This window comes from Qipengyuania nanhaisediminis (assembly GCF_900115585.1).
GTDB classification, from domain to species: Bacteria; Pseudomonadota; Alphaproteobacteria; order Sphingomonadales; family Sphingomonadaceae; genus Qipengyuania; species Qipengyuania nanhaisediminis.
Genome location: NZ_FOWZ01000002.1, coordinates 521,164 through 541,950 on the forward strand (window position 1 = coordinate 521,164; position 20,787 = coordinate 541,950).

The following is a 20,787-nucleotide window of genomic DNA, read 5'->3' on the forward strand; positions in this document are numbered from 1 at the left end:
CATCACGCCGGAATTTCCTCGCCGTCATAGGCGAAGCACTTGCCGCTGTCCGAAGGCTCCAGCGACGCAAGCACATCGACCAGCATTCCTGCCGAATAGTCCGGGGTGAACAGCTTGCCTTGCGGCACATTGCGCTGGAACGGCTCGCTCAACCGCGTGTCGACCGTGCCGGGATGGAGGCCGACGCAAAAAGCCTCCGGCTTCTTGCGCGCCAGTTCGATGGACAGGCTGCGCACCATCATGTTGAGTGCGGCCTTGCTCGCCCGATAGGCATACCAACCGCCGAGCCGGTTGTCCGAGATGCTCCCCACCCTCGCCGACAGCGCCGCAAAGCCGCCTCGGCGATCGTCGGGCAGGAGCGGCAGGAAATGCTTGGCGACCAATGCAGGACCGGTGACGTTGATCGCAAAATTGCGCGCGAAGTTTTCCGCGTCGAGGTGTCGCCAGTCCTTTTCAGGACCACTGCCTTCCTCGTGGAGAAAGCCAGTAGCGACGAAGACGAGGTCGACCGGCCCATTCTCGCCAGCTCGATCCGCGGCAGCCGCGATGCTGCCTTCGTCCTCGATGTCGATGCGTGCGCTATCGCCGGAGCGGGCATATCGCAGGACCGTGGTTCCACCCGCCTCAAGCTTTTCGGCAATCGCTGCGCCAATGCCGCCGGATGCGCCGATCACAGCTGCGCGGCGCCATGTCACTGCTTGGCGTCTCCGAGGTAATCCCTGCGAAAATCAGCCGCAAAGGCAGCGAAAGTACCGCCACCAATCGCATCGCGCATGGCCTGCATCAGCTGCTGGTAGAATGCGATATTGTGTTCGGTCATCAGCATGGCTCCGAGGATTTCGCCCGACTTCTGCAGGTGATGGAGATAGGCACGCGAATAGGTCGCGCAAACCGAACAGGTGCATTTCTCGTCCAGCGGTCCCGTGTCCTCGGCGAACCGCGCATTGCGCAGGTTGAGCGGGCCATGCCAGGTGAATGCCTGCCCGTTTCGTCCCGACCGGCTCGGCAAGACGCAATCGAACATGTCGACCCCGCGCTCGACCGCGCCGACCAGGTCGTCCGGCTTGCCGACGCCCATGAGGTAGCGCGGCCGGTCATTCGGCAATTGGCCCGGCGCGAAATCGAGCGTGGCAAACATCGCCTCCTGCCCCTCGCCCACGGCAAGTCCGCCGATCGCGTAACCATCGAAGCCAATATCGGTCAGTTTCTCTGCGCTGATCTTGCGCAATTCCTCGTCGAGGGCGCCCTGCTGGATGCCGAATAGCGCGGATCGCTCGGCGTGCTCTCCGCCAGCATCGAACCCGTCCCGGCTACGCTGCGCCCAGCGCATCGACATTTCCATGCTCGCCGCAATTTCGTCACGCGGACGATCGGCGCGCGGACACTCGTCGAATGCCATGACGATGTCCGACCCCAGAAGCCTCTGGATCTCCATCGAGCGTTCGGGGGTAAGCATATGCTTCGACCCATCGATGTGACTGCGGAACTCGACACCCTTTTCGGTGAGCTTGCGCAGGTCCGACAGGCTCATCACCTGGTAACCGCCGCTGTCGGTCAGGATCGGCCGGTCCCAGTTCATGAACTTGTGGAGGCCGCCGAGCCTGGCGACCCGTTCTGCACCCGGGCGCAGCATCAGGTGGTAGGTGTTGCCAAGGATAATGTCCGCGCCTGTTGCGCGCACTGTCTCCGGCTTCATCGCCTTCACCGTCGCAGCGGTGCCTACGGGCATGAACGCCGGCGTGCGGATGTCACCGCGCAGCATGGAAATCCGCCCGGTACGCGCAGCGCCGTCCGTCGCGTCGATCGTGAAGTCGAACCGATTGGCCATGTTAGAAACCGTAAATTAGGGTGGCGCGGGTCAGCGTGTCGGTCGACACCTTTCCGACCGGCGGATTGCTGTCGTAATCGATCTGGTAAGACAGGCGCGAGCGGAGGCGATTGCTGATTTCGAAATCGAGGCCGCTGACGAAGGTCAGGCTGGTGTTCGATCCGTCGACGATGAGCTGCGCCTGCCCGCCCGTTTCGGCCAGCGCATTGGCATCCTGAGTGAACGAAAGCCGCTCGAAAATCTGCCAGTCGAAATCGAGGCCTGCGAGGGCCGCGATGCTGTTTTCCGTCCGGCCGTCGGTATATTCGGTCACGCGGTATGCGGGTCCGGCCTTGACCGACAGGTTGAGCGTGTCGCTATCGACCAGCTTGTATCCAACGCCGCCCGAGACCGCATACCGGCCGGAAAAGCCCTGGATCTTGTCGCGCTCGTACTGGGCGAGGCCGTAAATGAACATGCGGTCATTGAACTGCCAGCGGGGCTCATAGGCGAGCAGGTACTGCTCGCGGCTCGTCTGGCCGTTCTGGCGCTGGTAATCGAGGCGCGCGCGCAGGCGGTGGCTCCAGTCGATCCCTTCGCGCTTCATCTTGAGCGACGCTGCGATGCCGACGCTGTCGGTATTGCCGGAGGATTGGAAGCCACCGATCTCGCCCTCGCCAGACCACAGGTCGAGCGCTCCGGCATTCTCTATCGCGGCAATCCGCGCCTGCTCGGCCTCGGCGTTGCGTTTCGCAAGGGTAGCCTTCCAGCCGTTCTCCAGCGTGTCGATTTCACCGGCATCGTCCGGAAAGCTCGAGCGGGCTACCGAGATCACGGCATCCACCTTGGCCGCATCGCCGGTCGCGATTGCGTTTTCGATCATCGTGCGGGCGGCTTCGGGAAGCTCGGCGCTGGCGGGCACAGCCAGGCACCCGACCAAAAGGGCTATCAGGATATGACGCAGGTTCTTCATGGCGCCCGCGCCTAGCGCGTCAGGCGCGCAGTCGCCAGCCTGTCTTGAAGATATAGGCGATCACGCCGGTACATGCCGCCAGGAAAGCGAGCGTAATCCCGAAGCTGATCCAGATGTTCACATCGCTGCTGCCGTAGAAGGTCCAGCGCAAACCGCTTACGAGGTAAACGATCGGATTTGCCAGCGCGATCGTGTCCCATGGCTTGGGCAGCATATCGATCGAATAGAACGTCCCGCCAAGGAAGGTCAGCGGCGTCAGGAACAGCATCGGGATGATCCCCAGCTTCTCAAAATTGTCGGCCCAGATCCCGAGGATGAAGCCGAACAGGCTGAATGCTGCAGCGACCAGCATGATGTAGATTATCGCGAGCAGCGGGTGCGCGATCGAATAGTCGACGAACAGGCGCGCGGTCAGGAGGATGATTGCCGCAAGGATAAGGCTCTTGGTCATGGCCGCGCCGACGAAGCCGATCAGGGTCTCGCCAACGCCGACAGGCGCGCTGAGCAACTCGTAGATCGTGCCGGTGAAGCGCGGCATATAGATGCCGAAACTGGAATTGCTGGTGGTCTCGCCCAGCAAAGTCAGCATCAGCAGTCCCGGAATGATGAAGGCGCCGTAATCGACCCCGCCAAGGTCAGGCATCCGCCCGCCGATGGCCGCTCCGAAAACGATGAAATAGAGCGAGGTGGTCAGGACCGGCGCAAGGACGGACTGGAAAGCCGTGCGCAGGAAGCGCATCAGCTCGCGCGTGTATATTGACCAGGTCGAACGCCAGTTGATCATGCGGCCTCCCCGTCTTCACCCAGCAGGGTGACGAAAATGTCTTCCAGGCTGCTCTCGCGCGTGTCGATACCGGTATAGTCGATGCCCGATGCGATAAGGGCCTTGGTCAGGGCTGCGACCTCTTCCTTCCCCTTTCCGGTCCCGTCACCGCCGCGGTAGCAAAGCTTGTTGCCGCCATCTTCCAATTCGACGGGGAATTGGCTCAGTTGCTCCGGCAAAGCGTCCAGCGGCTTCGCTAGCGTGATGTGCGCTTCCGTCCGGCCGAGGCGCGACATCATCGCGTCTTTTTCGTCCACCATCAGGATGCGGCCGCCGCTGATGATGCCGACGCGGTCGGCCATTTCCTCGGCTTCTTCGATGTAATGGGTGGTGAGGATTACCGTGACGCCGCGCTCTCGCATCTCGTCGATGATCCGCCACATGCCCTTGCGCAGTTCGACGTCGACACCGGCAGTGGGCTCGTCGAGAAACAACAGGTCCGGCTCGTGCGCAAGCGCCTTGGCAATGAGGACGCGGCGCTTCATTCCGCCCGACAGGGCCATGATCCGCTCGTCCCGCTTGTCCCACAGGCTGAGCGAGCGCAGGATTTCCTCTATCCGCTCCGGATTGGGGGGAAGTCCGAACAGCCCGCGGGAATAGGCCACAGCCCGCTTCACCGGCTCGAACATATCGGTGCTCAGTTCCTGCGGCACGAGGCCGATCCGGCTACGCGCCTGGCGCCACTCGGTAGCTAGGTCATGCCCGAATACACGCATTGTGCCGGATGTGGGCCGCACAAGGCCGCAAACCGCGCCGATCAGGGTCGTCTTGCCCGCACCGTTCGGCCCGAGCAGGGCGAAGATCTCTCCCCGGCGGATAGTCAGGTCGACATTGTCGAGCGCCTTCAGGCCGCCTGGGTAGACCTTGGTCAGCCCTTGAAGTTCGAGGATCGGGTCCGAGCTCAGGATAGCGCTCCTACTCGGCCAGCGCAGTCATGGCAGCGGGATCGATATACTGGATATACGCCATCAGCGCCTGCATGGCCGCCGGGTCCATCATCAGTTCCGCCATCGCGATCTCGCCGAGCCGACCGCCCGCAGCCTGCATACCCATCCGGTCGCGGCTCTGCATGACTACCTTGGCCTGCGCCTTGCAATCCTTGGTAAGCAGGCGCGCGAATAGGTCGGCCATCTCGCGATCGACCTGCTCCTTCGCTGAGGTATCGACTTCGACCAGGCCCTCCATCATCGGTGAGGACGCCATGCTGCCTGCCATCCAGCGAGCGACCAGCGTTCGATCGCTGCCGGTGGTCCTGTCGACCAGGCACTGCCCCAATTTGGCCGATGCTTCGTTCGGCGCTGCAACCATGCTTTGCGCCGCGAGCGGTGTGCTCATGGCGACTGCGGCTAGCGCTGCCAGACCGGTGAATTTCATTGCGTCCCTCCGTTGAATTGAGGTCGCGATTCGGACCTCGCGGTCACCATAGGCCAAGGATCGGAAGAGCCAAGTTCGGACTGCGGACCGATCCCCGGCTCAGGGAATGAGAAGCGATGAGTCGCCGTAGCTGTAGAAACGGTACTCGTTGGCAATGGCGTGCGCGTAAGCCGCCATCATGCGGTCCCTGCCCATAAGCGCGCTCACCAGCATCATCAGGGTCGATTTCGGTAGGTGGAAATTGGTCATCAGGCCGTCGACCGCGCGGAATTGATATCCGGGCGTGATAAAGATGTCGGTGTCGCCTGCAAACGCGCGGATCACGCCATCGTCCTGCGTCGCACTTTCGAGCAGGCGGAGGCTCGTCGTCCCGACGGCGATAATCCGGCCGCCCGATGCGCGCGCGGCGTTGAGCCGGTCTGCAACCTCGGGTTCGATCCGGCCCCATTCCGAGTGCATGGCATGATCGTCCGTATCGTCCGCCTTTACCGGCAGGAAGGTCCCGGCCCCGACATGGAGGGTGAGGGTTTCCCTGCCCACGCCCGCATCATCCAGCGCAGCGACGAGTTCGGGGGTGAAATGCAGTGACGCCGTCGGTGCTGCCACGGCACCGTCCTCGGCTGCGAACATGGTCTGGTAGTCTTCCCGGTCCTGCGCATCGGTCTCGCGCTTTCTGGCGATATAGGGCGGAAGGGGCATGCGGCCTGCGCGTTCGAGCAGGACTTCAACCGGTTCATCTCCCTGGAAGGCCAGGATAAAAGAACCGTCCGGCAAGCGCTCTTCGGCAATGGCGGAAACGCCCCCGCCGAACTCGATCAGGTCCCCTGCCCGCACCCGCTTCGCATTGCGGATGAAGGCTTGCCACCGGCGCAGGTCGACGCGCTTGTGAAGGGTCGCGCCAATCTTCGCTTCGCCGCGGCGCCCCTCGAGCTGTGCCGGGATGACGCGGGTGTCGTTGAAGACTAGCACATCGCCCGCCTTCAGCAGGGACGGGAGATCGCGCACGCCGCAGTCGCGCATTGCCCCTTCGGCACCCTCGACGACGAGCATGCGGGCGGCATCGCGCGGGCGCGCCGGACGCAAGGCTATGCGTTCGGGCGGCAAATCGAAATCGAACAGGTCTACCTTCATCGCCAGCGCCTCTAGACGCAGGACGGTGTCAGGAAAAGCGCTTAGCCGATCGGGGCGTTCAGATCGTCGGCAGTCACCTCGGGATCCGCCATGATACGCGGAGCAGCCGGGACCGGACGATTGTCAGCCGCGATCGACGCCTGGAGGATGCGCGTCGGGTCCTGCGGCGGTTCGCCGCGATTGATCGCGTCCACGGCTGCCATGTTCGAGATGACACGACCGAAATTGGTGTAGCGCTTGTCCAGGTTGAAACGCGGATAGAAGACGATGAAGAACTGGCTGTTCGCGCTGTCTTCATCGGCTGCGCGGGCCATCGACACTGTGCCGCGCACGTGCGGCATAATGTTGAATTCTTCCTCGAGGTCGGGAAGCTCGGAGCTGCCCTGGCCCGTACCCGTCGGATCGCCCGTCTGCGCCATGAAGCCGTCGATCACGCGGTGAAAGATCACGCCGTCATAGAAGCCGGAGCGGGCCAGCGTCTTGATACGATCAACATGATTGGGCGCCCAGCTCGGCATCAGGCGGATCGCCACACGCTCGCCATTGGAAAGGTCGAGCAGCAGGATATTCTCCGGATCTTCCTGCACGCTGTAATTGATCGGCTGGAAAGGTGCGCGCTCAGCCGGCACTTCGGCATCCTGCGCTGTCGCGGATAGCGGAGCGAGAGCCGTCAGGGCGGCGGCAGCAAGGGCAAGCGAGGTCTTGAGCATCGGGTTTCCGTCGAATTGTCTGGTATGCAGAACGCCCTAGCGAGCGGGCGCTGTCGGTTCAATGAATAGCTTTGGCAGGATCAATAGTCGCCCAGCCGTCCCTTTTCATCCACACGCTTGACGACATCCTCGCAAACCTCCTGGCTTACGAACGGTGTGATATCGCCGCCGAACAGTGCGATTTCCTTCACCAGCTTGGACGCGATCGGCTGGAGCGAAACGTCGGCCATGAGGAAAACCGTCTCGATATCGTCGTCGAGCTGCTGGTTCATGCCCGCCATCTGGTATTCATATTCGAAATCGGCGACGGCGCGCAGGCCGCGGATAAGGACGTTGGCGCCCATCTTCTGAGCGAATTTTACCAGCAGCGCGTTGAAACCCACCACCTCGACATTGTCGAGGCCCATGCGCGCAATCTCGCGCTCCACCATGGCGAAGCGTTCGTCGGTCGAGAACATCGGGTTCTTCGACGGGTTCGTGGTTACGCCGATGATCAGCTTGTCGACCAGCTTCGATCCACGGCGGATGATGTCCGCATGGCCGAGCGTGATGGGATCGAAGGTCCCCGGATAAATGCCGATACGTTCGCCCATCAGTGATCCCTCTTCACGACAAATCGTGCCAGTTCAACAAGCAGTGCCGCGTCCGAACCGTGGCTGGCAAGGTGCTGCCCCGCCTGTTCGACCAGCATTTCGGCCTGCGCGCGCGCGGCATCGCGGCCCATCAGAGTCACGAAGGTTTGCTTGCCCTGCCCCTCGTCCTTGCGCAATGCCTTGCCGGCTTTCTCCTCGTCGCCTTCCACGTCGAGAAGATCGTCGGCGATCTGGAATGCGAGACCGATATCGCGTGCATAGGCGCGAAGGTGTGTGCGCCCTTCCGGCGGCACCCGGCCAAGAATGGCACCCATCTCGACGCTGGCCGCCAGCAAGGCGCCGGTCTTGAGCTGTTGCAGGCGCGTCACCTGGCGCAGGTCGTAATCCTCTTCGTCCGAAACGATGTCCATCATCTGGCCACCTGCCATGCCTTCATGGCCACTCGCCTTGGCAAGCGCGGCCACCAGCTCTGCGCGAACGAAGGGATCGCTGCTGGTGTCGGGCATGGTCAGGATATCGAATGCAAGCGCGTGGAGGCAGTCGCCGGCGAGGACTGCCGTCGCTTCGTCGAACTGCTTGTGCAGCGTCGGCTTGCCATGACGAAGGTCGTCATCATCCATGCAGGGCAAGTCGTCGTGGATCAGCGAATAGGAATGGATCGCCTCGACCGCGCAGCCCGCGTTGACGGCGGCCTGTCGCGTAACCCCGAACAATTGCGCCGTTGCGCAGACTAGCAGCGGGCGGACCCTCTTGCCCCCGCCTATCGCGGCATAGCGCATCGCCTCTACCAGGCGCGCCCGCGTGTCTTGCGGCACGGGAAGGAAAGCATCGAATGCCCCGTCGACCTCGGCCTGGATCTGGTCGAAGGCGTTTGCCAGGAGATCGGGCATTGCGGTCATCGCGTTCACGCCTCAGCTTTCCGCATCGAAAGGCATGGTGCCCGATGGCTTCCCGTCGGCTCCCTGCACGATTTTTTCGATCCGCGCCTGCGCTGCATCCAGCCGTGCCTGGCACGCCTTGCGCAATTCCTCGCCGCGTTCGTAAAGCGCGATGCTTTCATCAAGCGGTACGTCGCCGCTTTCCAGGTTACGCACGACACCCTCAAGGGCGCGGAGCGCTTCCTCGAAACTCATTTCGCCGATCGGCTTGTCTTGACCCTCTGTCATATCGGGTGAGCATTGACGGCGCACAGCCGCGCGGTCAAGAAGATGCAAAACCGGGGGAGCAGGTATGACGTGGATTATCGCATTTGTCGCGGCGGCGCTGGCATTCGGCGCACTCGATGCACTCTGGCTGGGCTGGGCCGGGAATAATTTCTACAGGCCGCGCCTTGGCGACATGCTTGCCGATAGCTTCCGCATGGGCCCTGCCCTCGTGTTCTACGCCGCTTACGTGGCCGCGATGGTCTGGTTCGCAGTCCGCCCGGGTCTTTCCGCAGGGCTCGGCAATGCCGCACTCAACGGGGCCCTGCTCGGCGCGATCTGTTACGCGACCTACGACCTGACGAACCAGGCGACGCTCAAGCAATGGTCCACCACGGTCACGATCGCCGACATCATCTGGGGCGCGTTTGCCACATCGGTTGCCGCAACCGTTGCCACCTATGCTGCGAGCAAGCTCGCCTGAAGGATAGAGCGGCCCCATGTTCATAGGTCATTTCGCACCGGCTTTCGCCGCAAGCGCAATCACGAGCGAAGCGCCCAAGCTGGGCACGCTGTTCATTGCCGCGCAGCTGGTGGACTGGGCCTTTATGGCCTTCTTCATGGTCGGCATAGAGCAGGCGCGCATCGAGCCCGGCATTACAGTGATGAACGGGCTGGACCTGTATCACATGCCCTATACGCACAGCCTGCTTGGTACGGCCGTATTCGCGGTCGCTTTTGCTGCAGTGGTCGGCATCACCTTGCGCAACGCGGTGGCCGCGACCTGGACGGCAATCGTCGTGATGAGCCACTGGGTGCTCGACCTCCTCGTCCACCGGCCGGATCTGACCCTCGCAGGTGGAGAGGAGAAGATGGGCTGGGGCTTGTGGAACTATCCCTGGATCGAAATCCCGCTCGAACTGGGAATAACCCTTGGCGCATTCATTTGGTTCATGCGCGCGACCAAGGGGCCGATCGTACCCCCGCTTATCCTCATGGGGTTCATGCTCGTTTTCCAGGCGATCAGCTGGTTCGGTCCGCAACCCATGGAATATTCGATAGCCTTGCCGCTGACCGCCCTGTTCGCCTTCGGGTTACTCACGGCGCTCGCATACTGGGTCGGCACTACACGCTGGCATCGCAACGAGGTCGGCCTCGGGGTAGCAAGCCCACCATTGTGGTAGCCGAGCATATTGCGCCTCGGCGCGCAGCACCGTAAGGGCGCGGGCCATGAGCGAAATCACCCCCGACGTCGTTGCCCAGCATGGCCTGTCCGAAGAAGAATACGAGCGCGTCTTGAACGCACTTGGACGAGAACCGAACCTCGTCGAACTCGGCATCTTTTCCGTCATGTGGAGCGAGCATTGCTCCTACAAGTCCAGCCGCCTGCACTTGAAGAAGCTGCCGACCGAGGCACCGTGGGTGATCTGCGGACCGGGCGAAAACGCGGGCGTGATCGACATCGGCGATGGCCAGGCCGCCATCTTCAAGATGGAGAGCCACAACCACCCGAGCTACATCGAACCCTACCAGGGCGCGGCGACGGGTGTCGGCGGCATCCTGCGTGACGTCTTCACCATGGGCGCGCGTCCGGTGGCGAATGCCAACGCTCTGCGTTTCGGGCGGCCCGACCATCCGAAGATGAAGCACCTCGTGCAGGGCGTGGTCGCGGGCATCGGCGGCTATGGCAATTGCGTGGGCGTCCCGACCGTGGCTGGCGAGACCAATTTCAACCCGGCCTATGACGGCAATATCCTCGTCAACGCGATGACGGTGGGCGTCGCTGACGCCGACAAGATCTTTTACTCGGCCGCGACCGGCGTCGGGAACCCGATCGTCTATGTCGGCTCGAAGACAGGCCGCGACGGCATCCACGGCGCGACCATGGCCAGCGCGGATTTCGAGGAAGATGCCGACGCCAAGCGCCCCACGGTGCAGGTCGGCGACCCCTTCACCGAAAAGCTGCTGATCGAAGCGTGCCTCGAGCTGATGGCGACGGACGCTATCGTCGCGATCCAGGACATGGGCGCAGCGGGCCTCACTTCCTCCAGCGTCGAGATGGCGACCAACGGCAAGGCGGGCATCCGCCTCGACATGGACAAGGTTCCCTGCCGCGAAGAGGGCATGACGCCTTACGAGATGATGCTGAGCGAAAGCCAGGAGCGCATGCTCATGGTGCTGAAGCCCGGCAAGGAAGAAATGGCGGCGGCCATCTTCGAGAAGTGGGAACTCGATTTCGCAGTCATCGGCGAAGTCACCGACACGCAGCACATGGTGCTCGAATTCGGCGGCGAAGTGGTGTGCGACATTCCACTCGGCCCGCTCGCAGCGGATGCGCCCGAATACGACCGCCCGTACCTCTCGAAGGAAGAATACACCGCCTGGGCCGGGATCAAGCCGATGGCCGATCGTCCCGACACCAGCGACGTCGGCGGAGATCTGCTCACGCTGCTGGCCTCCCCCAACCTGTCCTCGCGCAGCTGGATTTCGGAGCAGTACGACAGCCAGGTCGGCGCGGATACGCTCCAGACCGGCGGGGATGCAGGCGTGGTTCGCGTGCACGGCACGAAGAAGGCGCTGGCGATCAGCACCGACTGCACGCCGCGATACGTTCACGCAGACCCTTATGAAGGCGGCAAACAGGCGATCGCCGAAGCATACCGCAACCTATGCGCAGTCGGCGCGCGTCCCCTCGCGGTCACGAACTGCCTCAACTTCGCCAACCCGCAGCGCCCCGAAATCATGGCGCAGTTCGTCCACGCCCTCGAAGGCATGGGCGCGGCCTGCCGCGCGCTCGACTTCCCGATCGTATCGGGCAATGTCAGCCTATACAACGAGAGCAAGGCGACCGGCGGCGGCAGCGCGATCCTGCCCACCCCGGCTATCGGCGGCGTCGGCTTGATCGACGATTACGCCAAGATGATGACTATGCCCTTCAAGGCCGAAGGCGAGGCGATCTACCTCATCTGGCCCGAAGAATGGGCGACCCCCGATCCTGAACGTTCGCATATCGGCAAGTCGCTGTGGCTCGCGGAAATCCACGGCCGCGACGAAGGCCGCGCACCGCCGGTCGACCTGACGCTCGAAAAGAACGCGGGCGAAGGTGTGCGCGAACTGATTGAGGCAGGACTGGTCAGCGCGGTACACGATGTCTCCGATGGCGGTCTCGCCGTAACGCTCGCCGAAATGGCGATGGCCAGCGGCATGGGCGCCGAAACCATCGGCAATGACGACTACACGCAGGCGCAGTGGTGGTTCGGCGAAGACCAGGGCCGCTATGTCATCACCGTCCCCGATGCAGAGGCGTTCAATGCCTATCTCGCCAAGGGTACGGAAAACGAAGACACCGCCCGCGTCGGCTTCCGCCGTCTTGGCACCGTCGGCGGCAACGAGCTGTTCGGCGTTCCGGTGACCAAGCTGCGCGAAGCGCACAAGAGCTTCTTCAGCAAGTGGATGGAGGGCTGAAGCGGCGCCAATGGCGCTGCTGCAGATTGCCCTGCACTATGGCGGGCACTGGCTCGTCCCCTTCCTGATCGCCCGCGCCCTGCGGGCGAAGAACTGGCTGCGAGCGGGGCTGGTTGTCGCTTCGGCAAATCTGATCGACCTCGACCACTTGCTGGCCGACCCCATGTTCGATCCGGACCGTTGCAGTATCGGCTTCCATCCACTCCACGGCTGGCTTGCGGCAGGCGTCTATTGCGCGATGCTGCTGATGCCCAAGTGGTGGGTTCGCGCATTCGCGGTGGGCGCGCTATGGCATCTTGCGGTCGATCTTGGCGATTGCGGCATGCAGAATTGGAGCTGACACGATGAGCGCTGGCTATTCGGACACACCCCTCGCCAAGAAGCTTTCCCTGAGGGACGGGATAACCGTCTGGTTCGACGGCATGCCCGAAAGCATCCTCGACGAGATCGATGAATATGCGCTCGAACTGACCTTCGTACCGGGCCCGGAAGCCGGGCCGGACGCCGCCCATATCTTCGTGACCGATCAGGCCGCCCTTGAAGAGAAGCTGGCCGTGCTGCGCGACGCGATTTCGCCAAACGGCCATGTCTGGGTCAGCTGGCCCAAACAGGCGTCGGGCGTCGCCACCGAAATCGACGAACACGCCGTGCGCGAAGCGGGGTTGGCGCTGGGATTCGTTGATACGAAGAAATGCGCGGTGGACGAGACCTGGTCGGGCCTCAAATTCGCCATCCGCAAGGATTTGCGCTGATACTCAGGCAGCCTGCTGCTGCGGCGGCATGATCTGGTCTTCGGTCAGACCCTCTTCCCGCATGATTTCCAGGCAGCGGAAATAGGTCTCCGGCCTGCCGACATTCAGCCGCCTGCGCGCGACATCGATGTCTTCGCGCATCACCTGCTCGACATCCATATGCGCGAGTTTTTTGGCTTCCTTACCCAGGCGCCGTCCTTCGTTGATCGCAGCGAAGATCGGGGCCGAGGTGCTTGTCCCCTTCTTGATCTGGCGTGCACCGGCGTACGCGATGAACAGCACGCCCGGATTGAGATTCTGCTCGTAACTGAAGCCCAAGAGCGCTGCTTCGCCCAGGGCGTCGCGTCCGTAACCGGTCAGGATATGGAAGAGATCATGCGTGTCGCGCAGGCGACAGAAATACCATTCCGTCAGGTCGTCATGGCGGTTTTCCGGCGGATTGAACTTGTGCGACTCTGCGACCAGGCCCGCTGCGGACAATCCCTCGCGCTTCATGAAGGCAATGTATTTCGCGGCCACCGTATTCGGCCCGCAATCGGCCCAGCGTTCATGATCGTCGAGCATGGCAGGAATGTCCGTGCCATTGTCCAGGAACCGGCGTCCTTCGTCCGATTGCACGAAATTCCATGCCTGCTGGTGGCTACGCTTGCCCTTCAGCGATTCGATGATGTGGAACACCTGCGCGGTGTCTTCCTTGTCGGCGACGAGTTTCCGGAAATGCCGCCATGCCTTGAGCGGACGAATGCCGCTGGTCTTGCGGTCCGGATGAACGAGAGGTCGATCAGAAAGCGCCATGCGAGACTCCATTGCAGGCAGCAACTTACAATACTGTAAATTGCCTGTCCATGTAACGGGTTCCCTTTCACGGTCGGAACAGGGATAGGAGGGACCATGCAAGATCACGAGACAGTAGCCTATTCCCTGCCTGCAATGGACGATGCGCAGCGTATCGAGCGCGCGCGTTCCATGCGGGACAGGTTGAAGGAGCGGCGCACCTGCCGGTATTTTTCCGACGCGCCCGTTCCGCGTGAGGTGATCGAAGCCGCGATCGAGGCGGCAGGCACGGCACCCAATGGCGCGAACCACCAGCCGTGGCATTTCGCCGTCGTCTCATCGCCCGAAAAAAAGCGCGCCATCCGCGAAGCTGCCGAGGCAGAGGAACGCGCATTCTATGCCGGCAAGGCGAGCGAGGAATGGCTCGATGCGCTGGCGCCCCTGGGCACCGATGCCGACAAGCCGTTCCTGGAGACCGCACCTTGGCTGATCGTCGTCTTCGCCCAGCGAAAGGGCGGGATCGCCGAAGACGGGAAAACGCAGAACTACTACGTCAACGAAAGTGTCGGGATCGCCTGCGGAATGCTGATCTCGACCTTGCACGAAGCGGGCCTCGCGACGTTGACCCACACCCCCTCGCCCATGGGTTTCCTGCGCGAAATCTGTGAGCGGCCGGAATACGAGAAGCCGCTGATGGTCATCGTAGCAGGGCTACCGGCAGAGGGAGCCACGGTGCCCAAACACGCTCTGGAAAAGAAACCGCTGTCGACGATCAGTTCCTGGCTCTGACTTTTCAGGCCCGACGCGACAGCAGACGGTGCGGGTCGATATTTTCGTCCTGCCAGATCTCGTGGCAGCGAAAATAGGCAAGCGGTGCCGAGAACCCCAGCACCTCGCGAGCGTGATGGAGGTCCATATGCAGGATCTCGCGGATGGGGTGGCCGACAAGCCCCTCGCAGCCTTTCCCCGCGCGCCGCGCTTCACGTGCGGCATCGATTACGGGTGCCTGTGTCTGTACCGACTGCCTGATCTTCAGAGCGCCTGAATAGCCGAGAAGGAGGTGCGCGGGACTTGGCGAGTGGCCGTGCGTGAAGAGGAGGACACACGCCTCTCCCAGAGTGTCCCGGCCATAGCCTGTCATCACGTGCAGCAGATCATGCGTATCGCGCTGTCGCCAGCCGAACCATTCGATCATATCGCCGTAGATCGGCCTGCCGGACCATGTGCCTTTCCTCGCCAGGCCTTCTGCAGTCAGGCCCTGCTCTTCCATGAAATCGCAATAGGCCTGTCCGACCGACCCGGTGGGCATAGCGCGCAGCGCTTCGCGATCGTCTAGAATGTGCGGAAGATAGGGTTCCGTTTTGCGGAGCATCTCCCCATGATCGCTTAATGCAAGCCGCTCGGCATCCGGTTCGAAATGCTCGGACGGAAGGGCGTCGTAGATATGGAAAACGTGGGAGGTATCTTCCTTGTTTTCGACCAGCTTGCGGTAGTGGTGAAGGGCCCGGCGAAGATTGCGTTTGCGATAGGGGCGCACTGGATGGCGAAACGGGATTCCGTCTGCCGCGTGATCCACGCCCGGTCCGGCCATATGAGTTGCTTCGCCTACCACTTTTGATCCCTATTGGGACCGTAGCGCCCTATTGTGCGATCCTATTGGAAGGATGCGCCAAAAAACCGTATCATTTTCAGCCTTCTACCCAATCGGATCGCGCGATACCAAGTAGCGAGAGCAAGACTTTAAGGTCTTCGCTGACTATCCGGCCGCTTGCCGCATCGCGGGCCTTGGGCTTCGCCCGGTACGCAACGCCGTAATCCGCGGCGACAATCATGGGTATGTCGTTGGCACCGTCTCCGGTCGCCAGGACGCGCGCTCCCTCGCCCAGCTGGTCCCGCTCTTCCTCCAGCGTGGCGAGTTTAGTCGACGCATCGCTTACGGGCCCTGCCAACTTGCCAGTGAGCTTGCCCTCGGCAACGGCGAGTCGATTGCCGACCACCCGATCGAAGCCGAGCGTTTCAGCGACAGGATCCGCGAAATGATGGAACCCACCGGTGACGAGAACTGGACGGCAACCGTGGCTCTTCAGCGTCTGCACCAGAGTGCGTGCGCCTGCGACCGGGCGAATACGTTCATCCAGGCATTGCTGGATCGCCGTCTCGTCCAACCCCTCGAGCAAAGCTACGCGTTCCCTGAGCGCCGCTTCGAAATCGAGCTCGCCGCGCATAGCACGTTCGGTGATTTCGGCGACGTGCTGCTTTATGCCCGCATAGTCCGCCAGCTCGTCGATACATTCCTGCCCGATCATGGTGCTATCCATGTCGGACACGAAGAGCCGAGGAATTTCAATGGCATGGTCGGCGACCAGCATGTCGCATCCGCCGAAACTTTCGGACAGGATGCGCGTGACAGTGTCGGCCTGCCCGTCGGGGAAGGTGATTTCCAGTACCTCGCCGCAGAAATCCAGCATGGCAGCGGACGCCAGCGGCATTCCCGCCTGGCCCAGCTGCGCCCGCGCATTTTCCAAGCGGGTTTCCAGTCCCTCCTGCTCTGCTATCAGTCGCGCGATGAGCACTGCCTATTCTCCTGAAGAACCGTCTCTTGAAAAACCGGTGGCGCTCATCGCAGGGCCGACCGCAAGCGGCAAGAGCGATCTCGCGGTACGCCTGGCCAAGGCCATCGAAGAGCGCGGCGGCCGCGGCGTCGTCATCAACGCGGACAGCGCACAGGTCTATGCCGATCTCCAGGTCCTTTCCGCCCGGCCTGACGAAGAGGAGATGCAAGGCATCGAACATCGCCTCTACGGCGCCTGGGACGGTGCGACCGCATGCTCGGCAGCCGACTGGGCCGAAGCCGCCAAACGGGAAATTGTCGCACTTCATAACGAATGCGCGGTCCCGATCCTGTGCGGCGGTACTGGCCTTTACATGCGCACGCTATTGGAAGGCATCGCGCCCGTACCTCCTATCGTACAAAGTCTACGTGATGAGGTAAGAGCTCTATCCCAATCAGAGGCGCGCGAAGCGCTGGAGGCAGAGGACCCGGAGGCCGCATCCCGCCTTGCGCCGGCGGATGTTGCGCGCACCGCCAGGGCGCTGGAAGTGGTGCGATCGACCGGCAGAACGCTCAAGGATTGGCAGGCGCGCAAGACCGGCGGCATCGGTGGCGAAATCACCCTTTCCCCGCTTGTCCTGCTGCCCGAGCGCGAATGGCTCTACGAACGCTGCGATCGCCGCTTCGTCTTGATGATGGAGGGAGGAGCGGTCGAGGAAGTGGAAAGCTTGCTCGCGCGAGGCCTCGAACCCCGGCTTCCCGTCATGCGCGCAATCGGGGTGCGTGAAATCGCGGGCTATCTCAAAGGCGAACTATCGCGCGATGAAGCCATCATCGCTGGCCAGATTGCGACACGTCGGTACGCCAAACGGCAATACACGTGGTTCAGGCACCAGCCGCCGGAAACATGGCCGCGGACGAGTAACATTAATGCCGCGTTGGCGGATCATTTTGTTTATTTGTTACGCAAATCGAGTTGACAACGCGCTATTCGTTACTCATACGGAGGCTCCTGTCGGCCCGGTGCTATGACCCCAGCGCCGGGCCGATTTGTGACTGGAAGTGGAGGAATACCCGTGTCGGAAGAGCGCAGCGGCGCCGCAATCCTGATCGAATGCCTGAAACGGCAGGGCGTCGAATTTGTATTCGGCTACCCCGGCGGTGCAGTGCTGCCGATCTATGACGAGCTGTTTGCAGACGACGATATCCGGCACATCCTCGTTCGTCATGAAGCAGGCGCTGCCCACGCGGCTGAAGGCTACGCGCGATCGACCGGCAAACCGGGCGTCGTCCTTGTCACCAGTGGTCCGGGCGCCACCAATGCAGTCACCGGCATCGCCGATGCCTACATGGATTCCATTCCTATGGTGGTCATCACCGGACAGGTCCCCACGGGCCTGATCGGCACCGACGCTTTCCAGGAAGCCGATACTGTTGGCCTCACGCGCCACTGCACCAAGCACAACTATCTGGTCAAAGACCCGGAACGCCTGCGCGCGACGATCGAGGAAGCATTTCGTATTGCTACCACCGGCCGTCCGGGACCGGTCGTGATCGACATTCCCAAGGATGTCCAGATCGCGCTCGCATCGTGGGGCGACCAGGACGATGCCCCGCTGCCCTCGCACCGCTACCAGCCCGAAGTCGACGGCAGCGCGAGCGAGATCGAGCAGGCCATCCAGATGCTGGCGCAGGCGGAACGCCCGGTTTTCTATACCGGCGGCGGAGTCATCAACGCTGGACCCAAGGCGACTGAACGCCTGCGCCAACTGCAAAAGGCAACCGGCGCCCCGGTGACCAGCACCCTCATGGGCCTGGGCGCCTTCCCTGCCGATCATCCCGACTGGCTCGGCATGCTCGGCATGCACGGCACTTACGAGGCCAACATGGCCATGAACCGGGCTGACCTGATTGTCGCAGTCGGAGCGCGCTTCGACGACCGCGTGACCGGCAGACTCGACGCATTCGCTCCGCAAGCGAAGAAGATCCACATCGACATCGACCGCGCGCAGATCAACAAGATCGTGCCAGTCGATCTCGGCATCGTGGGCGACTGCGGCAATGTGCTCGACCAGCTGCTGCAGGAATGGGGCGCGCGCAAACCCAACGACCTGTCGGAATGGCAGGCGCGTATCCTTGGTTGGCAAGCTCGGGATTGCCTCGCCTATCCAGAACGTTCCGATGTCATAATGCCGCAAAAGAGCATCGAGCGCCTCTTTGCCCTGACGAAAGACCGTGATCCCATCATCACCACCGAAGTCGGCCAGCACCAGATGTGGGCGGCGCAGTATTTCGGCTTCATGGGCCCGAACAAATGGCTCACCAGCGGCGGCCTCGGCACGATGGGCTATGGCCTTCCCGCAGCCATCGGCGCGCAGCTGGGCAACCCCGACAGCCTTGTCATCGATATCGCTGGCGAAGCGAGCATCCAGATGAATATCCAGGAGCTAGGCACCGCAAGCCAGTTCCGTCTCCCGGTGAAGGTCTTCATTCTCAACAACGAGTATATGGGCATGGTCCGCCAGTGGCAGGAACTGACCTATGAAAGCCGCTATTCGAACAGCTATTCCGACAGCTTGCCCGATTTCGTGAAGCTGGCCGAAGCCTACGGCTGGAAGGGGATCCGGATCGAAGATGAAAGCCAGCTCGATGCGGGGATCGAGGCGATGCTAGCCCATGACGGGCCGGTAATCGTCGATTGCCAGGTGTCCAAGGATGCCAACTGCTTCCCGATGATCCCGAGCGGTGCGGCGCACACGGAAATGCTTCTCTATGGCGACCAGGTCGGGGGCACGATGGACGACGAAGCGAAGGCGCTGGTGTGATGGGTATGCATATGAAAATTCCCACCGAATTCGCGCAGCGCGCGGAACGCAAGAAATGGTTCGCGCGCGAAGATGCGGAGCGTCTGCTCGACTGGCTCGAGGATGACGGTCACCGTTTCATCGGCATGGATGTCGCCGAAAAGCGCGATGACGGCAGCTGGGTCCTGCTGCTGGACCAGCTCGATCTCTCGCGCCAGACGGACAATTTCGAAGCTGTCCGCCGCGGACGCGATTTCCTGCGCGATTACGACGGCGAAGGCCGAATGTTCGAACCCGTCTGGCAGGAGCGCCAGCCGTGAAAATCGCCGAACAGTCCAGCGAACGTCACGTACTCAATGTGATCGTCGACAACGAAGCCGGTATCCTTGCGAAGATATCGGGCATGTTCACCGCGCGCGGGTACAATATCGACAGCCTGACCGTGGCCGACATATCGGAAGACCATGCGATCAGCCGGATCACCATCGTGACCCGCGGTCCCGAGCCGGTGATCGACCAGATCCGCGCCCAGCTGGAACGGCTGGTGCCGGTTCACAAGGTCATCGACCTGACCGAACACGGCGCGCACGTCGAACGCGAACTGGCTTTGGTGAAGGTCGCCGGAAAGGGCGACGACCGGGTCGAGGCGCTACGCATTGCAGAGCTGTTTCGCGCGAATGTCGTCGACACCACAACGCAAAGCTTCGTTTTCGAGCTGACCGGCGCGCCGGACAAGATCGACAGTTTCATCGTCCTGATGCGTGAACTCGGCCTCGTAGAGGTCGGGCGCTCGGGGATCGTTGGTATGATGCGCGGGCCAGACCGCGCCTAATATGGGGTTAGAAATGCAAGTTTATTACGACGCCGATTGCGACCAGCAGCTGATCAAGGACAAGAAGGTCGCCATTGTCGGTTACGGCAGCCAGGGCCACGCTCACGCGCAGAACCTTCGCGACAGCGGTGTGGGCGAAGTCGTCATTGCCCTACGCGAAGGCTCGGCCACGGCAAAGAAGGCCGAAGGTGCCGGCTTCACCGTCAAGACGGTCTCTGAAGCCGCCGAATGGGCCGACGTGCTCATGATCCTCGCACCTGACGAGCACCAGGCGGCGATCTACGCCAACGAAGTTGCGGGCAAGATGCGTCCCGGAACCGCCCTCGCCTTCGCGCACGGTCTCAACATCCACTTCGGCCTGATCGATCCGCCCGCTGACGTGGACGTCATCATGATTGCCCCCAAGGGCCCCGGCCACACGGTGCGCGGGGAGTACATCAAGGGCGGCGGCGTCCCCTGCCTCATCGCGGTCCACCAGGAAAGCAATCAGTCCGGCGGCAACGGCTTCGCCAAGCAACTGGCGCTCTCTTATGCCAGCGCAGTCGGCGGCGGCCGTTCTGGGATTATCGAAACCGACTTCAAGGAAGAGTGCGAAACCGACCTCTTCGGCGAGCAGGCAGTTCTGTGCGGCGGGATCACCCACCTCATCCAGGCCGGTTTCGAAACGCTGGTCGAGGCCGGATACGCGCCCGAGATGGCCTATTTCGAATGCCTCCACGAAACCAAGCTGATCGTCGACCTGCTCTATGAAGGCGGCATCGCGAACATGCGCTATTCGATCTCGAACACGGCGGAATACGGCGACATCAAGACCGGCCCGCGCATCATCACAGAAGAGACCAAGGCCGAGATGGGCCGCGTCCTCAAGGACATCCAGTCGGGTCGCTTCGTGAAGGACTTCGTGCTCGACAACCAGGCAGGACAGCCCGAACTCAAGGCCAGCCGCAAGGCCGCAGCAGCCCACCCGATCGAGAAGACCGGAGCGCAGCTTCGCGCCATGATGCCGTGGATCGGCGCCAACAAGCTCGTCGACAAAGAACGCAATTAGTCGAAAAC

At 62.3% G+C, this 20,787-nt stretch carries 25 protein-coding genes; 11 read left to right on the forward strand and 14 right to left on the reverse strand.

The window, feature by feature from the left end; translation table 11 throughout:
- Nucleotides 1-2: 2 nt before the first annotated feature.
- From BM173_RS08140 to BM173_RS08190, 11 genes are all read right to left on the reverse strand, one after another.
- Nucleotides 3-695, reverse strand: a complete 693-nt coding sequence (locus tag BM173_RS08140) for an SDR family NAD(P)-dependent oxidoreductase (protein ID WP_090479799.1) — start codon at nucleotides 693-695, stop codon at nucleotides 3-5.
- Complete coding sequence (gene tgt, locus BM173_RS08145) at nucleotides 692-1,828, reverse strand: tRNA guanosine(34) transglycosylase Tgt (protein WP_090479803.1); 1,137 nt, start codon at nucleotides 1,826-1,828, stop codon at nucleotides 692-694. The genes BM173_RS08140 and tgt overlap by 4 nt, the downstream gene beginning before the upstream one ends.
- 1 nt (nucleotide 1,829) lies before the next feature.
- Nucleotides 1,830-2,780, reverse strand: a complete 951-nt coding sequence (locus tag BM173_RS08150) for a DUF481 domain-containing protein (RefSeq protein ID WP_090479806.1) — start codon at nucleotides 2,778-2,780, stop codon at nucleotides 1,830-1,832.
- 19 nt (nucleotides 2,781-2,799) lie between these two features.
- Entirely contained in the window at nucleotides 2,800-3,564 is a 765-nt protein-coding gene (locus BM173_RS08155) for an ABC transporter permease (protein WP_090479809.1), read from the reverse strand.
- Nucleotides 3,561-4,511 carry an ABC transporter ATP-binding protein gene (locus BM173_RS08160; protein ID WP_090479812.1) on the reverse strand — a complete coding sequence of 317 codons (951 nt, stop codon included), beginning with the start codon at nucleotides 4,509-4,511 and terminating at the stop codon, nucleotides 3,561-3,563. Before BM173_RS08160 ends, BM173_RS08155 begins: the two co-directional genes overlap by 4 nt.
- A 7-nt stretch (nucleotides 4,512-4,518) precedes the next feature.
- Nucleotides 4,519-4,977, reverse strand: coding sequence for a hypothetical protein (locus BM173_RS08165; protein ID WP_090479815.1), 459 nt, complete (start codon nucleotides 4,975-4,977; stop codon nucleotides 4,519-4,521).
- A gap of 99 nt (nucleotides 4,978-5,076) precedes the next feature.
- The gene (gene queA, locus BM173_RS08170; RefSeq protein ID WP_090479819.1) at nucleotides 5,077-6,108 is read right to left on the reverse strand and encodes a tRNA preQ1(34) S-adenosylmethionine ribosyltransferase-isomerase QueA; all 1,032 of its coding nucleotides are present in this window, start codon (nucleotides 6,106-6,108) and stop codon (nucleotides 5,077-5,079) included.
- Nucleotides 6,109-6,149: 41 nt separating this feature from the next.
- The gene (locus BM173_RS08175) at nucleotides 6,150-6,818 is read right to left on the reverse strand and encodes a peptidylprolyl isomerase (RefSeq protein WP_090479822.1); all 669 of its coding nucleotides are present in this window, start codon (nucleotides 6,816-6,818) and stop codon (nucleotides 6,150-6,152) included.
- 80 nt (nucleotides 6,819-6,898) lie between these two features.
- On the reverse strand, nucleotides 6,899-7,411 hold the full coding sequence (gene coaD / locus BM173_RS08180) for a pantetheine-phosphate adenylyltransferase (protein ID WP_090479824.1): 513 nt from the start codon (nucleotides 7,409-7,411) through the stop codon (nucleotides 6,899-6,901).
- A complete protein-coding gene (locus BM173_RS08185) occupies nucleotides 7,411-8,301 on the reverse strand; it encodes a polyprenyl synthetase family protein (RefSeq protein ID WP_090480287.1) in 891 nt (296 codons plus the stop codon). Before BM173_RS08185 ends, coaD begins: the two co-directional genes overlap by 1 nt.
- 21 nt (nucleotides 8,302-8,322) lie before the next feature.
- Nucleotides 8,323-8,577, reverse strand: coding sequence for an exodeoxyribonuclease VII small subunit (locus tag BM173_RS08190; RefSeq protein ID WP_090479827.1), 255 nt, complete (start codon nucleotides 8,575-8,577; stop codon nucleotides 8,323-8,325).
- A gap of 64 nt (nucleotides 8,578-8,641) precedes the next feature.
- Between BM173_RS08190 and BM173_RS08195 the strand changes: the two genes are divergently transcribed.
- From BM173_RS08195 to BM173_RS08215, 5 genes are read left to right on the forward strand one after another with little or no spacing between them, the layout of a single operon-like run.
- The gene (locus tag BM173_RS08195) at nucleotides 8,642-9,037 is read left to right on the forward strand and encodes a DUF2177 family protein (RefSeq protein WP_090479830.1); all 396 of its coding nucleotides are present in this window, start codon (nucleotides 8,642-8,644) and stop codon (nucleotides 9,035-9,037) included.
- A 16-nt stretch (nucleotides 9,038-9,053) separates the two neighbouring features.
- Nucleotides 9,054-9,737 carry a hypothetical protein gene (locus tag BM173_RS08200; protein WP_090479832.1) on the forward strand — a complete coding sequence of 228 codons (684 nt, stop codon included), beginning with the start codon at nucleotides 9,054-9,056 and terminating at the stop codon, nucleotides 9,735-9,737.
- Nucleotides 9,738-9,783: 46 nt separating this feature from the next.
- Nucleotides 9,784-12,018 (forward strand): phosphoribosylformylglycinamidine synthase subunit PurL, encoded by a 2,235-nt coding sequence (gene purL, locus BM173_RS08205; RefSeq protein ID WP_090479834.1) that lies wholly within the window; start codon nucleotides 9,784-9,786, stop codon nucleotides 12,016-12,018.
- A gap of 10 nt (nucleotides 12,019-12,028) precedes the next feature.
- Nucleotides 12,029-12,358: a DUF6122 family protein gene (locus tag BM173_RS08210; protein WP_090479837.1), complete on the forward strand. Its 330-nt coding sequence runs from the start codon at nucleotides 12,029-12,031 to the stop codon at nucleotides 12,356-12,358.
- Nucleotides 12,359-12,362: 4 nt separating this feature from the next.
- On the forward strand, nucleotides 12,363-12,770 hold the full coding sequence (locus tag BM173_RS08215; protein WP_090479840.1) for a YdeI/OmpD-associated family protein: 408 nt from the start codon (nucleotides 12,363-12,365) through the stop codon (nucleotides 12,768-12,770).
- Between the two features lie 3 nt (nucleotides 12,771-12,773).
- On the opposite strand, the gene BM173_RS08220 is transcribed toward BM173_RS08215, so the two are convergent.
- Nucleotides 12,774-13,565 carry a Coq4 family protein gene (locus BM173_RS08220; protein WP_090480290.1) on the reverse strand — a complete coding sequence of 264 codons (792 nt, stop codon included), beginning with the start codon at nucleotides 13,563-13,565 and terminating at the stop codon, nucleotides 12,774-12,776.
- 96 nt (nucleotides 13,566-13,661) lie between these two features.
- Here BM173_RS08220 and BM173_RS08225 point away from each other — a divergent pair, with 96 nt between their 5' ends.
- Nucleotides 13,662-14,333, forward strand: coding sequence for a nitroreductase family protein (locus BM173_RS08225; RefSeq protein ID WP_090479844.1), 672 nt, complete (start codon nucleotides 13,662-13,664; stop codon nucleotides 14,331-14,333).
- A gap of 4 nt (nucleotides 14,334-14,337) precedes the next feature.
- On the opposite strand, the gene BM173_RS08230 is transcribed toward BM173_RS08225, so the two are convergent.
- Complete coding sequence (locus tag BM173_RS08230) at nucleotides 14,338-15,156, reverse strand: Coq4 family protein (protein WP_245755821.1); 819 nt, start codon at nucleotides 15,154-15,156, stop codon at nucleotides 14,338-14,340.
- A 76-nt stretch (nucleotides 15,157-15,232) separates the two neighbouring features.
- Entirely contained in the window at nucleotides 15,233-16,117 is an 885-nt protein-coding gene (gene serB, locus BM173_RS08235) for a phosphoserine phosphatase SerB (protein ID WP_090480293.1), read from the reverse strand.
- Here serB and miaA point away from each other — a divergent pair.
- The 5 genes from miaA to ilvC all read left to right on the forward strand — a co-directional run bounded on the left by miaA (nucleotide 16,110) and on the right by ilvC (nucleotide 20,779).
- Nucleotides 16,110-17,075, forward strand: coding sequence for a tRNA (adenosine(37)-N6)-dimethylallyltransferase MiaA (gene miaA, locus BM173_RS08240; protein ID WP_090479850.1), 966 nt, complete (start codon nucleotides 16,110-16,112; stop codon nucleotides 17,073-17,075). The two genes, serB and miaA, sit on opposite strands and share 8 nt — an antisense overlap.
- A 96-nt stretch (nucleotides 17,076-17,171) precedes the next feature.
- Nucleotides 17,172-18,920: a biosynthetic-type acetolactate synthase large subunit gene (gene ilvB / locus BM173_RS08245; RefSeq protein ID WP_090479852.1), complete on the forward strand. Its 1,749-nt coding sequence runs from the start codon at nucleotides 17,172-17,174 to the stop codon at nucleotides 18,918-18,920.
- An 11-nt stretch (nucleotides 18,921-18,931) separates the two neighbouring features.
- Nucleotides 18,932-19,219, forward strand: a complete 288-nt coding sequence (locus BM173_RS08250) for a hypothetical protein (RefSeq protein WP_090479855.1) — start codon at nucleotides 18,932-18,934, stop codon at nucleotides 19,217-19,219.
- On the forward strand, nucleotides 19,216-19,731 hold the full coding sequence (ilvN, locus tag BM173_RS08255) for an acetolactate synthase small subunit (protein ID WP_090479858.1): 516 nt from the start codon (nucleotides 19,216-19,218) through the stop codon (nucleotides 19,729-19,731). The genes BM173_RS08250 and ilvN overlap by 4 nt, the downstream gene beginning before the upstream one ends.
- Before the next feature lie 13 nt (nucleotides 19,732-19,744).
- Nucleotides 19,745-20,779 (forward strand): ketol-acid reductoisomerase, encoded by a 1,035-nt coding sequence (gene ilvC / locus BM173_RS08260; RefSeq protein WP_090479861.1) that lies wholly within the window; start codon nucleotides 19,745-19,747, stop codon nucleotides 20,777-20,779.
- The last annotated feature ends 8 nt before the right edge of the window (nucleotides 20,780-20,787 follow it).

Coding starts and splice junctions, on each gene's coding strand:
- tgt (WP_090479803.1), bottom strand. CDS start 1,828: ATGGCCAATCGGTTCGACTTCACGATCGACGCGACGGACGGCGCTGCG.
- BM173_RS08150 (WP_090479806.1), bottom strand. CDS start 2,780: ATGAAGAACCTGCGTCATATCCTGATAGCCCTTTTGGTCGGGTGCCTG.
- BM173_RS08155 (WP_090479809.1), bottom strand. CDS start 3,564: ATGATCAACTGGCGTTCGACCTGGTCAATATACACGCGCGAGCTGATG.
- BM173_RS08165 (WP_090479815.1), bottom strand. CDS start 4,977: ATGAAATTCACCGGTCTGGCAGCGCTAGCCGCAGTCGCCATGAGCACA.
- queA (WP_090479819.1), bottom strand. CDS start 6,108: ATGAAGGTAGACCTGTTCGATTTCGATTTGCCGCCCGAACGCATAGCC.
- BM173_RS08175 (WP_090479822.1), bottom strand. CDS start 6,818: ATGCTCAAGACCTCGCTTGCCCTTGCTGCCGCCGCCCTGACGGCTCTC.
- coaD (WP_090479824.1), bottom strand. CDS start 7,411: ATGGGCGAACGTATCGGCATTTATCCGGGGACCTTCGATCCCATCACG.
- BM173_RS08185 (WP_090480287.1), bottom strand. CDS start 8,301: ATGCCCGATCTCCTGGCAAACGCCTTCGACCAGATCCAGGCCGAGGTC.
- BM173_RS08190 (WP_090479827.1), bottom strand. CDS start 8,577: ATGACAGAGGGTCAAGACAAGCCGATCGGCGAAATGAGTTTCGAGGAA.
- BM173_RS08195 (WP_090479830.1), top strand. CDS start 8,642: ATGACGTGGATTATCGCATTTGTCGCGGCGGCGCTGGCATTCGGCGCA.
- BM173_RS08200 (WP_090479832.1), top strand. CDS start 9,054: ATGTTCATAGGTCATTTCGCACCGGCTTTCGCCGCAAGCGCAATCACG.
- purL (WP_090479834.1), top strand. CDS start 9,784: ATGAGCGAAATCACCCCCGACGTCGTTGCCCAGCATGGCCTGTCCGAA.
- BM173_RS08210 (WP_090479837.1), top strand. CDS start 12,029: ATGGCGCTGCTGCAGATTGCCCTGCACTATGGCGGGCACTGGCTCGTC.
- BM173_RS08215 (WP_090479840.1), top strand. CDS start 12,363: ATGAGCGCTGGCTATTCGGACACACCCCTCGCCAAGAAGCTTTCCCTG.
- BM173_RS08220 (WP_090480290.1), bottom strand. CDS start 13,565: ATGGCGCTTTCTGATCGACCTCTCGTTCATCCGGACCGCAAGACCAGC.
- BM173_RS08225 (WP_090479844.1), top strand. CDS start 13,662: ATGCAAGATCACGAGACAGTAGCCTATTCCCTGCCTGCAATGGACGAT.
- miaA (WP_090479850.1), top strand. CDS start 16,110: ATGAGCACTGCCTATTCTCCTGAAGAACCGTCTCTTGAAAAACCGGTG.
- BM173_RS08250 (WP_090479855.1), top strand. CDS start 18,932: ATGAAAATTCCCACCGAATTCGCGCAGCGCGCGGAACGCAAGAAATGG.
- ilvC (WP_090479861.1), top strand. CDS start 19,745: ATGCAAGTTTATTACGACGCCGATTGCGACCAGCAGCTGATCAAGGAC.